Source organism: Bradyrhizobium sp. Leo170, assembly GCF_004296405.1.
Classification (GTDB): Bacteria; Pseudomonadota; Alphaproteobacteria; order Rhizobiales; family Xanthobacteraceae; genus Bradyrhizobium.
Genome location: NZ_PSRR01000284.1, coordinates 1 through 11,334, shown reverse-complemented (window position 1 = coordinate 11,334; position 11,334 = coordinate 1). Strand labels below are relative to the sequence as shown.

Genomic DNA, 11,334 nt, shown 5'->3' with positions numbered 1-11,334 from the left:
GCCTCCGCGAGCGAAGGCCGGCGATGCCAGCGCAAGCGCGCTCGTGAGCGCACCCGCGATAAGGGAATTGACGAGCTTGCTCTTCATCCCGATTCCTCCTGGTTGAATTGCAGCGACGCATCACGTCGCGACAAGAGAAGGATCAGGAGAGCCAAATCTTCCTTCGACTTCAACTGACAAAGGTGACAGATTCTGACACGAAAGTTATCTTCCGTGCTTGATCCTGATAAAGGCGAGCGATGGCACGTCTCCCGTCCTTGACGGGAAGAGGTTTGGAGTGAGTGGCTGCGTCCGCGAGCACGATGAGAGATCAGCCCGCGGAGGCTGCCTCCGCTCAGCGCAACGGTTTGCCGTTCTTCTCGTTGGCGCGACGGAAGGCGTCGGCGAAGGCGTTGCCGGGCTGTTCTTGCTTGCGCGGGGCAGAGGACGTCATCGGCCCGCGAGCACCGTCGCGCGATGAGCCCTTCGAATCCTTCTTGCCGGTCTCGTCGTCGAGCCGCAGCGTCAGCGCGATGCGCTTGCGGGCGACTTCGACGTCCAGCACCTTCACCTTGACGATGTCGCCGGGTTTGACGACCTCGCGCGGATCCTTGATGAAGGTCCTGGACATCGCCGAGATGTGCACCAGCCCGTCCTGATGCACCCCGATGTCGACGAAGGCGCCGAAGGCAGCGACATTGGTGACGGTGCCCTCGAGGATCATGCCGACCCGGAGGTCCTTGATCTCCTCGACGCCTTCCTTGAACACCGCGGCCTTGAACGCCGGACGGGGATCGCGGCCGGGCTTTTCCAGTTCGCGCAGGATGTCGGTGACCGTCGGAAGGCCAAAGGTCTCGTCGACGAACGATTGCGGCTTCAACTGGCGCACGATCTCGCTGTTGCCGATCAGCGCCTTGATGTCGCTCTTGGTCGCTGCGAGAATTCGGCGCACCACCGGATAGGCTTCGGGATGCACGCCGGACGTATCGAGCGGGTCCTCGCCATCATTGATGCGCAGGAAGCCGGCGCATTGCTCGAACGCCTTCGGCCCCAGCCGCGGCACCTCCTTCAGCGCCTTGCGCGACTTGAACGGGCCGTTCGAGTCGCGGTGCTGCACGATGCTTTGCGCTAAGCCGGGCCCGATGCCCGACACCCGCGACAGCAGCGGGACGGAGGCGGTGTTGACGTCGACGCCGACGGCGTTGACGCAGTCTTCCACCACGGCATCGAGCGAGCGCGCCAGCTTGCTTTCGCCGAGATCGTGCTGATACTGGCCGACGCCGATCGCCTTGGGATCGATCTTCACCAGCTCGGCGAGCGGATCCTGCAGGCGGCGGGCGATCGACACCGCGCCGCGCAGGGTGACGTCCAGCCCGGGCAGTTCCTCCGACGCGTAGGCAGAGGCCGAATAAACGGAAGCGCCGGCCTCCGAGACGACGATCTTCGTCATCTTCAAGTCCGGCAGCCGCTTCACCAGTTCGGTGGCGAGCTTATCGGTCTCGCGCGAGGCCGTGCCGTTGCCGATCGCGATCAGGTTGACGCGATGCTGAATGGCGAGCTTACCGAGGATCGCGAGCGCCTCCTCCCATTGCCGCTGCGGCTCGTGCGGATAGACCGCTGTCGTCGCCAGCACCTTGCCGGTCGCATCGACGACGGCGACCTTGACGCCGGTGCGATAGCCGGGATCGAGCCCCATGGTGACACGCGCACCGGCGGGCGCCGCCAGCAAGAGGTCGCGCAGGTTGGAGGCGAACACCCGCACGCCTTCGGTTTCCGCCGCCGTCCACAGCCGCATGCGCAGGTCGATGTTGAGATGCACCTGGATCTTGGTGCGCCACGCCCAGCGCACGGTTTCGATAAGCCATTTGTCGCCGGGACGGCCGAGATCGGAAATGCCGAAACGTTTCATGATCTTCAATTCATAGGCACTCGGCACGCCGGCAACCGGCGGCTCTGCCTCCGGCTGCATCTGCAGGTCAAGAATCTCCTCCTTTTCGCCGCGGAACAGCGCCAGGATGCGGTGCGACGGCAGCTTGTGCAGCGGCTCGCTGAAGTCGAAATAGTCCTTGAACTTTTCGCCCTCGGTCTTCTTGCCCTTGCGCACGGCTGAGACCATGCGCGCATTCGTCCACACCTCCTCGCGCAGCGCGCCGATCAGATCGGCGTCCTCGTCGAAGCGCTCGACCAGGATCGCGCGCGCGCCTTCCAGCGCCGCGGCGGCATCGGCCACGCCCTTCTCCGCATCGACGAAACCTGCCGCCTGCGCTTTCGGATCATGCTGCGGCTGCGTCATCAACAGCTCGGACAAAGGTTCGAGCCCGGCCTCCTTGGCGATCTCGGCCTTGGTGCGACGTTTCGGCTTGTAGGGAAGATAGATGTCCTCCAGACGCGCCTTGTTGTCGGCGGCCATGATCTGCGCTTCGAGCGCGGCATCGAGCTTGCCCTGCTCGCGAATCGAATTGAGGATCGCGGTGCGGCGCTCCTCGAGCTCGCGCAGATAGGTGAGCCGTTCTTCCAGCGTGCGCAATTGCGCGTCATCGAGCGCGCCGGTCAATTCCTTGCGATAGCGGGCAATGAACGGCACCGTGGCGCCCCCGTCGAGCAACGTGACGGCCGCCTCGACCTGCTGTTCGCGCACGCCAAGCTCTTGCGCAATCTGCTGATGAATCTTTGCCACGCAATTCCCTCTGCACCACTTCGAAGCAACCGAACCACCGGTCGCGAGGACGCCGCTTATGGACCATGCCCGCCGATTTGATCAAGTCGCAGCGACAGGCAGTTCACAAGCGCGGCCCGCGCGAGCGGCGAATCGGTATCGCGGTCTGTGCGCTGTCAATCTGCCGAAGATGTGTCGAATCGTCCTCCGGCAAAGCTCTCCGACATTTTCTAGTTTGGCCTGCTTGACGAAGGGCAGGTTTCGTGATGTTCTTTTTTTGTTCCTCCGATCTTAAGTTGCGTGCAAGAGGGATTTCATGGACGACGGGTATACCGGCGCCGAATCGTTTCAGTTTGTCTTCCACAATGATGACGAGACGCCACGGGAGTTCGTCAGGGAGCTCTTGCGCGCCGTGTTCGGCAAGTCGGAACGGGAGGCGATCCTGTTCGCGGCCGAGATCGACCAGCAAGGCAATGCCACCTGCGGCCCTTATCCGTCCCGGGTCGCGGCGGCGCTTTGGAAAACCGCGCAACAGCGCATCAGCGCGGCCGGGCATCGTCTTCAGATTACCAGCGAGGCAGTAAGGACCAGCGGCCCATGCGATTTGTGCGGCGCGCCGCCGCCGGTGCAGGAGGTGCAGCTCGGCGACAAGATCGCCTGCCTCTGCAGCGATTGCCTGCTCGCGGCAAGGGATGCATCCGAAAAATTGCAGGGCGAAGAATTCAGATACACATACGTCGCGATTGATTGGCATTTTGCCGGCATTCCGCGCAACCAGCTCGTGACGCGGGCGCGCGGCTTTCCGGGTCATATGCGTGCGGACGTTCAAGTCGCGCTGGACCGATTGCTCGCCTCACCGATCCACTTCTTCGGCGTCCACGAAGAATATCGCTACGAGACGCTGACTTTTGCGGGATTGATGAACGACGGGCGCAATGCGCCGGTGATCGCTCCGCCGCAGTATTATGAAGTCGACGTCGGCGAGCCGGCGGCGGTGAAATGTCTTAACAACGGATTGTGGCTGTGCCGCGCTGGCGAGCTTCGCTACGCGGTGCTGCTATCAATTTATCGCGAATCCCGCAACGAGGACGCGATCCGGATCGAGATCGCGGTGCCGACCGGCGCAACCGGCGACACCTTCGTGCAGCGCTGTTTTTCGGAACTCGAGCAAGCGGTGCAGGCAGCACGCTCCTATCGCGGCAAGATTCTTTCGCTCGACGGCGGAGCCGAATATCGCGGACGCTCAAGGGGAGTAACGGTGCACCGGTTGCCGCCGATCGATCGCGAGGCCGTTATCCTGCCCGAACCGACCCTAAGACTGCTTGAGCGCAATGTTCTGAACTTTGTCGGTAGCCGCGACGCGCTGCGCCGACTGGGTCAGTCGACGCGCAAGGGCATCCTGCTCTATGGCCCGCCGGGCACCGGCAAAACTCACACCATCCGCTATCTCGCGACCAACCTGCCGGGACATACGACGCTGATCATCACCGCCGAACAGATCGGGCTGCTCGAAGCCTACATGAATCTGGCGCGGCTGCTGCAGCCGACGATGGTCGTCATCGAAGACGTAGACCTGATTGCCAGCGACCGCGAACTGATGGGCCCGTGCGAGGAATCGCTGCTCAACAAATTGCTCAACGAGATGGACGGGTTGAAGGAGGATGCCGACATCCTGTTCGTGCTCACCACCAATCGCCCCGAAGAGCTCGAAAGCGCGCTGGCCGGCCGGCCCGGCCGCATCGACCAAGCGATCGAGGTGCCGCTGCCGGATGCGATCGGCCGCGGCAAGCTCGTGCGGCTCTATGGCAAGAACCTGCCGCTTGAGGAGAGCACCGTCGATGAAGCGGTGCGGCGCACGGATGGCGCCAGCGCCGCCTTCATCAAGGAGCTGATGCGGCGCCTCGCACAGGCCAGCATCGCGCGCGACGGCGGCAAGTCGGTGATATCAGCCGACATCGACGAGGCGCTCGACGACATGCTGTTCGCCGGCGGCCGCCTCAATGTGAAATTGCTCGGCGGCGCGCAGGAGATGGCCGCGGAGTGACGCACGCGCGCGTGAAGGGCCGCCGCACCTGGTCCGGCGATGCGATCGACGGCCCCTTCATGCCGCGCTGTTCCGCCCTATATTAAGGGCCGATCCTGCCATGCCGAGATAAGGACCGCCGGCTTGACCGAGCAGCTCGCCCTTTTTGCCGACAATTCCTCCGCGTTTTCAGCGCCGGAGGGACTGCGCTATGCCGCCGATTTCCTTTCGCCCGACATCGAACGGGAACTGATCGCGCGCATCGCGGCGCTTCCGCTGCAGCCGTTCGAGTTCGGCCAATATCAGGGCAAGCGGCGGGTGGCCTCGTTCGGCTTCCGCTACGACTATACGGAGCGCCGGCTACGCGAGGCCGATTTCATCCCCGACTGGCTTGGCCCCGTGATCGAGCAGGTCGAGGCCTTTGGCGGATCAGGGACCGAGATCGCCCAGGCGCTCTGCACCGAATACGAGACCGGCGTCGGCATCGGCTGGCACCGCGACAAGCCGCAATTCGACCGGATCTTCGGCCTGTCGCTGGGATCGCCGTGCAAGTTCCGCTTCCGCCGCCCGGCCGGCGACAAGTGGGAGCGCTTCACCCTGGAGGCGCAACCCCGGTCGATCTACCTGCTCTCGGGTGAGGCCAGACAAATCTGGGAGCATAGCATCCCCGCTGTCGAAGCACCCCGCTACTCCATCACCTTGCGCACGATGCGGGACTGAGCGGCGCACCGGTGCCGTAGCCCGGGTGAGCGTCAGCGTAACCCGGGGCCGCTCTCAACGCAGTCTTAAGAAGTCCCGGGTTGCGCTGCGCTCCACCCGGGCTACGAAACTCGGCGCGACCTCGCTCCTATGGCGCAGCAAGAACTGCTACACTCCGTCTGATTCCGCATCGGGACCCCCATGGCACGACGAACCGGCAGCGCCGATCTTCCGCTCCATAACGGGCGCGTGCCCGCGTGGCTCGGCCAGCGCATGTCGGCACTCGGCGCGATCATCACGCAGGCGATCGTCCACCACTACGGGCGCGAGGAGTTCCTGCAGCGCCTCGCCCATCCGTTCTGGTTCCAATCCTTCGGCGCGGTCATGGGTATGGACTGGCATTCCTCTGGAATCACCACATCCGTGATCGGCGCATTGAAGCGCGGGCTCGTGCCGCTGCAAGGCGAGCTCGGCATCTATGTCTGCGGCGGCCGCGGCAGCAACTCACGCCGCACGCCGGACGAATTGACCGCGCTCGGCGAACGTACCGGCTTCGATGGCGCGGCGCTGACACGCGCCAGCCGGCTGGTGGCCAAGGTCGACAGCGCCGCCGTCCAGGACGGCTTCGAGCTCTATCTGCACGGCTTCTTCGTCACCGAGGACGGCAAGTGGACCGTGGTGCAGCAAGGCATGAACGGCGACAAGCGGCAGGCGCGCCGCTATCACTGGCATTCCGAAAATCTGCGCAGCTTCGTCGACGAACCGCACAGCGCCATTGACGGTCCCACGCAGGGCGAGATCATCAACCTGACCGACCACCGCGCCGAACGCTCGCGCTCGGCACAGCTCGATCTGCTCGGCGCGCTCGGCCCCGACGGTATCGCACGCGAATATGCCGCGCTTTCGAAGCAGCCCGATCCGCAGCCGGAGCTGCCGCATCTGATCATGCCCGCGCATCACGACGTGCGCGCCAGCGACGTGTTCACGCGCCGCTTGCACGGCACGCTGGCGGCAGCCGCCGAATGCGGCCCGCGCGATTTTCCCGAACTGCTGCTGACATCAGGCGTCGGCGCGCGCACCGTGCAGTCGCTCGCGATGGTCGCCGAAGTCGTCCATGGCGCGCCCTACCGGTTCAAGGATCCCGCGCGGTTCTCGCTCGCCCATGGCGGCAAGGACCGCCATCCCTATCCGGTGCCGATCAAGGTCTACGACGAAACCATCCGCGTGCTGAAATCGGCCGTGCAGCACGCGAGCCTCGGCCGCGACGAAGAGATACAGGCGCTAAAGCGCCTCGACAATCAGGCGCGCCTCTTGGAGCGAACCGCGACCGGCCCATCCTTCGATGCGTTCGTCGCGCAGGAACGCAACCGATCGCCCGCGCTCGGCGGCCGCTCCGTGTTCGGATGGGAGGCGGATGTCGCCGGCAGCAAGCGCGCGACATCGGACAAATCGAAGTAGCGCGAATTCACACCACTTGTAGCTGTCGCGCCTCCTTGAGGGCGGACTTGATCAGCGGCCTGATCGCCTTGTCCTCGCGGCCAACCACCACGCCGGCCGCAAGCGCACGCGCCCGCCTGTTCTCGCGCGGCGCCTGCAGCGCCGCCGCCATGGCCATCTTCCGATGCGCAACAAAGTCGTTCAACGCGCCGAGCGCATCCTGGATCTTCTTGAGATGGCTGGACAGGCGCTTGAGCCGCTTTCGGTCGCGCTTGGCCGGAAAAAGCGTCTCAAAGAAGTCAACCGCATACCTGATCTTCTTGATCCTGATCCGGAGCTTGTGCCGCGCGCGCGGCGACAGCCGATCAAGATGCTGGCCTTGCTTGCGCGCCTTCCTGGTACGGCGGTGCAAAACGTCGGTCGCGAATTTTTCGATCGGGACGTCCCCGTGCGCGTTTGGCGAGTTCGGCTTCGACTCGATCCACTCCAGCGTGTCGACCAGCAGCCTGCGGAACCGTTCCGAGCTCACCACCCTCTTCGCTCGCGCAAGGGCATTGGCGCGCTTCTCGCCGAACTCCTCCTTGATGGCCTTGCCGCCACGGCTCAGCGCGCGGTCATGCGTGACCGGCTCGACCTGCTCCTTGATGAACACGTCGATTTCGCGCGCAGGCGCGAGCTCAGCCGTGAGCCACTTCAGCTCGCGCTTAAGGGCCCCCGTCCTGGCACGAGGCAGCACCTTGGAGAACAGCGAGATCGCCGCGCGCAGCCGCCGGAGTCCTACCCGCATCTGGTGAACGCCTTCCGCATCAAGATTGCGGACGGTATCCGCGTTTCCAGAGAAATGACGAACCGTCGCGCGCGCGATGACGTGGAACGCCTCGCCCGCTGTCATATCGGCTTCCAACTCGATCGGCTCGGCGAAAACGACCGGTTCCTCGCTACCGCGCATGAGGCCATAGCCGCGGTCCGATTTTGACCGCAAGTCGAGCTCGGCTCCCGACCGTTGCTCGATCGCTCTGGCAACGCGGAACAGATCGGCCAGCCGCCCGCGTTTCAGCTCAAGTTCGAGTTCCTCGACAGGGCTCGCTCGGTGACCCGCGACGATCCTTCCCCGATCGATGGCGAGTTCGATCTCGCTTCTCCTGGTCCGGAGCGGAACGGTGGTGCGATGAATCGCCGTCTTGAACACGGGCTTCAGCTTGCGTTGCAGCTTCCTCGAGGCGAGCGGCTCGAGCGGAGTGTTGTCGGCCTCACGAAGGTCCGGCGTGCCGTTCTTGATCTCGGCTTCCCATTCGCCTCGGCCAAACTGCGCGCCATTCGCCGACTTGATCGTCTGGATGTTCGTACTGCCGTTTTGCCGCACGCGAAGCGTCAGGCCGTGGCGCTTCAGCTTGTGTTTCCCGGTATCGAAATAGGTCGAGAGCAGATCGCTCTCCGACCGTTCACCCATTTTTCCGCCGGGAATGCGCCAGCCGGCGAGAGATTTGAGGTTGCGCGCGGCGACGCGAAATTTCAGTTCCGTCTCGACAGCCATGCTTGCTCCGTATCGCTCTTCGGCCCGCCCGCAAACGTATAACGCGCGAGAACGGCGAAGAGTGCCGCGCTGCCGATCATAGTTTCACACCGAGAAGGTCGAACCCGCGCTACGGCATCCCTTCTGTCATTCCGGGGCGCGCAACGCGCGAACTATGATGTGCAAGCGCACATCAGAGAATCCATCTTGCGACATATGCAAGCGGTGAAATGGATTCCGGGTTCGATGCTGCGCATCGCCCCGGAATGACCAAGATGCTTGTCTACGGCCTGTCGAAGGACGGGCGTTGAGCGAAATCAAGTGAGACCCAGAGCATGCGCGGCAGACTGGAACCAACGCAAAAAAAAGACCGCAAGTTTCGCCTGTGGCCTCAGAGAGGTGTTGCTGATGTACGCCATGGTTCTTCAGGCACCTAACACGCCGCTCGTGCGCGAGCAGCGCCCCGATCCGTCGCCCGGACCGAGCGAGGTGCGCATCAAGGTCTCCGCCTGCGGCGTCTGCCGCACCGACCTGCATGTCGTCGACGGCGAATTGCCCGACATCCGCTATCCAATCGTTCCCGGTCACGAGGTCGTCGGCCGCGTCGATGCGCTTGGCGAGGCTGTCGACGGCCTTGCGCCCGGCATGCGCGTCGGCGTGCCCTGGCTCGGCTTCACCTGCGGCACCTGCCCCTATTGCCGCGAAGGCAAGGAGAACCTCTGCGACCATCCACGCTTCACCGGCTACACGCGCGATGGCGGGTTTGCGAGCCACCTGATCGCCGATGCGCGCTATTGCTTTCCGCTCGGCGAGGACGGCGACGATGTCGCGCTGGCGCCGCTGCACTGCGCCGGCTTGATCGGCTGGCGCTCGCTGGTGATGGCCGGCGACGGCAAGCGCCTCGGCATCTATGGCTTCGGTGCTGCCGGCCACATCATCGCGCAGGTCGCGCGCTGGCAAGGCCGCGAGATCTACGCTTTCACGCGCGACGGCGACAGCGAGGCGCAACAACTCGCTCTGTCGCTTGGCGCCGACTGGGTGGGCGCTTCCGGCGACAAGCCGCCGGCCGAGCTGGACGCCGCCATCATCTATGCGCCGGTTGGTGCCTTGGTGCCGCAGGCGTTGCGCGCTTTACGCAAAGGCGGCCGCGTGGTCTGCGCCGGCATCCACATGTCGGACATTCCGTCCTTCCCTTACGATATTCTCTGGGAGGAGCGGCAGATCGTCTCGGTCGCCAATCTGACACGGCAGGACGGCAGGGATTTTCTGAAGGTGGCGCGCGAGGCCGGCATCGAGACGACGACGACCACCTTTCCGCTGGATCAGGCCAATGAGGCGTTGACGCGCTTGCGCAGCGGCAATCTGGTCGGCGCTGCGGTGTTGCAGCCATGACGCCACCGTCCCTGCATCGAGGCGCGACCGACCAGGACCGCGTGCTGGATTTTCTCGGCAAGCCGTCCGGCAGGCATGGTAACCGGCGCGTCGACACGCACGGCTCGATCGTGTTCCTGAAGCCCGACCGTGTCTACAAGGTCAAGCGCGCGGTGAGGCTGCCCTATCTGGATTACTCCTCGCTCGACAAGCGCAAGCACGCCTGCGAGGAGGAGATCGCCGTCAACCGGCGTTTCGCGCCGGAAATCTATCGCGGCGTCGTGCCGATCACGGAAGGCGAAGCCGGCCCTGAAATCGACGGCAAGGGAGACGTCATCGAGTGGACGGTCGAGATGGCGCGGTTCGACGAGAACAGGACGTTCGACCATCTGGCGGCACGAGGCGAGATCACGCCGGAACTGGCCGAGCCGCTGGCCGAGGCGATCGTGGCATCCCACGACAGCGCGCCGGTTTCAGATGGCGAGACCTGGCTCACCTCGCTCCCCGGCATCATCGAGCGCAACACGATCGCGTTTCGCGGCCATCCCGCGCTTGCCGGCGCCGAGGTCGAGCGGCTGCATGTCCTGAGCTGCAATCTGCTCGCCAAGGGCCAACCGCTTCTGAAGCAGCGCGCCGCCGCCAGAATGGTGCGACGATGCCATGGCGACGCGCATCTCGGCAACATCGTGCTGATCGACGGCAAGCCGCGCCTGTTCGATGCGATCGAATTCGATCCCGTCATCGCCACCACGGATGTTCTCTACGACCTCGCCTTTCCGCTGATGGACCTCTTGCATTTCGGCAACCGCGCTGCCGCCAACCGGCTGTTGAACTCCTATCTGCAGGCCACATGGCGGCAGAACGCCGGCGCGCTTGCCTTGCTGCCGCTGTTCCTGTCCATCCGCGCCGCGATCAGGGCCAATGTGCTCCTGACCAAGCATGCGCAGGGCGGCGGCGCCGCCGTGCTGTCGGACGCGCAGTCGTATTTCGAACTCGCACTCGAACTGATCGCGCCGGGAAAACCGTCGCTGATCGCGGTCGGCGGCCGCTCCGGCACCGGCAAGAGCGTACTGGCGCGCGCCATCGCCGGACTGGTCCAGCCCGCACCGGGCGCGGTGCTGTTGCGCTCGGACGTGATCCGCAAGGAGATCTTTGGCGTCGGTCCGCTGGTCAAGCTGCCCGAGTCGGCTTACGCGCCCGGAACGTCCGAACGCGTCTACGACGCGATGCTGGACCGCGCGCGAGCTGTGCTGGCTCAGGGGCTTTCCGCAGTGGTCGACGCCGCGTTCCTGAAGCAAGACGAGCGAAACCAGCTTCGCCCGCTCGCGGCTTCCCTCGGCGTCGATTTCTTTGGGATATTCCTTGTTGCCGAGACTTCCGTCCGCCTCGCGCGCATCGGCGCGCGCCGGAACGACGCATCCGACGCAACCCAAGACGTAGCGCTATTCCAGGAAAGCATCGACACCGGCGCTGTCGATTGGGCGATCGTGGATGCGTCGGGAACGCCGGAAGAGACGTTGAAGCGGAGCATCCCACATCTTCCACGGGATGGCCTGTAGCCCAGGTGAAGCGGAACGCGTAACCCGGGGTCGCGCGCAACGCTGACCCAGAGGTCCCGGGTTACGCTGGCGCTCCACCCGGGCTACGGGCTAGTGG

The 11,334-nt window shown here is 64.5% G+C and carries 7 protein-coding genes; 5 read left to right on the top strand and 2 right to left on the bottom strand.

Going from position 1 to position 11,334, the window contains the following annotated elements; translation table 11 throughout:
- Window positions 1-334: 334 nt before the first annotated feature.
- Window positions 335-2,656, bottom strand: a complete 2,322-nt coding sequence (locus tag CWO89_RS33120; protein ID WP_130582691.1) for a Tex family protein — start codon at window positions 2,654-2,656, stop codon at window positions 335-337.
- 295 nt (window positions 2,657-2,951) lie between these two features.
- On the opposite strand from CWO89_RS33120, the gene CWO89_RS33115 reads away from it, so the two are divergent.
- The 3 genes from CWO89_RS33115 (at window position 2,952) to CWO89_RS33105 (ending at window position 6,815) form a co-directional block, all read left to right on the top strand.
- On the top strand, window positions 2,952-4,679 hold the full coding sequence (locus tag CWO89_RS33115) for an ATP-dependent Clp protease adaptor ClpS (RefSeq protein WP_130582690.1): 1,728 nt from the start codon (window positions 2,952-2,954) through the stop codon (window positions 4,677-4,679).
- Between the two features lie 123 nt (window positions 4,680-4,802).
- A complete protein-coding gene (locus CWO89_RS33110; RefSeq protein ID WP_245476690.1) occupies window positions 4,803-5,378 on the top strand; it encodes an alpha-ketoglutarate-dependent dioxygenase AlkB in 576 nt (191 codons plus the stop codon).
- A 180-nt stretch (window positions 5,379-5,558) separates the two neighbouring features.
- A complete protein-coding gene (locus CWO89_RS33105; protein ID WP_130582688.1) occupies window positions 5,559-6,815 on the top strand; it encodes a DUF763 domain-containing protein in 1,257 nt (418 codons plus the stop codon).
- Window positions 6,816-6,822: 7 nt separating this feature from the next.
- Here CWO89_RS33105 and CWO89_RS33100 read toward each other — a convergent pair whose 3' ends face one another.
- A complete protein-coding gene (locus CWO89_RS33100) occupies window positions 6,823-8,328 on the bottom strand; it encodes a CYTH and CHAD domain-containing protein (RefSeq protein WP_130582687.1) in 1,506 nt (501 codons plus the stop codon).
- Window positions 8,329-8,715: 387 nt separating this feature from the next.
- Between CWO89_RS33100 and CWO89_RS33095 the strand changes: the two genes are divergently transcribed.
- Entirely contained in the window at window positions 8,716-9,699 is a 984-nt protein-coding gene (locus CWO89_RS33095; protein WP_130582686.1) for a zinc-dependent alcohol dehydrogenase family protein, read from the top strand.
- Complete coding sequence (locus CWO89_RS33090; RefSeq protein ID WP_130582685.1) at window positions 9,696-11,237, top strand: bifunctional aminoglycoside phosphotransferase/ATP-binding protein; 1,542 nt, start codon at window positions 9,696-9,698, stop codon at window positions 11,235-11,237. The genes CWO89_RS33095 and CWO89_RS33090 overlap by 4 nt, the downstream gene beginning before the upstream one ends.
- Window positions 11,238-11,334 lie beyond the last annotated feature (97 nt).

Excerpts from the sequence above, each read along its gene's own strand:
- CWO89_RS33115 (WP_130582690.1), top strand. The coding sequence starts at position 2,952 with ATGGACGACGGGTATACCGGCGCCGAATCGTTTCAGTTTGTCTTCCAC.
- CWO89_RS33105 (WP_130582688.1), top strand. The coding sequence starts at position 5,559 with ATGGCACGACGAACCGGCAGCGCCGATCTTCCGCTCCATAACGGGCGC.
- CWO89_RS33100 (WP_130582687.1), bottom strand. The coding sequence starts at position 8,328 with ATGGCTGTCGAGACGGAACTGAAATTTCGCGTCGCCGCGCGCAACCTC.
- CWO89_RS33095 (WP_130582686.1), top strand. The coding sequence starts at position 8,716 with ATGTACGCCATGGTTCTTCAGGCACCTAACACGCCGCTCGTGCGCGAG.
- CWO89_RS33090 (WP_130582685.1), top strand. The coding sequence starts at position 9,696 with ATGACGCCACCGTCCCTGCATCGAGGCGCGACCGACCAGGACCGCGTG.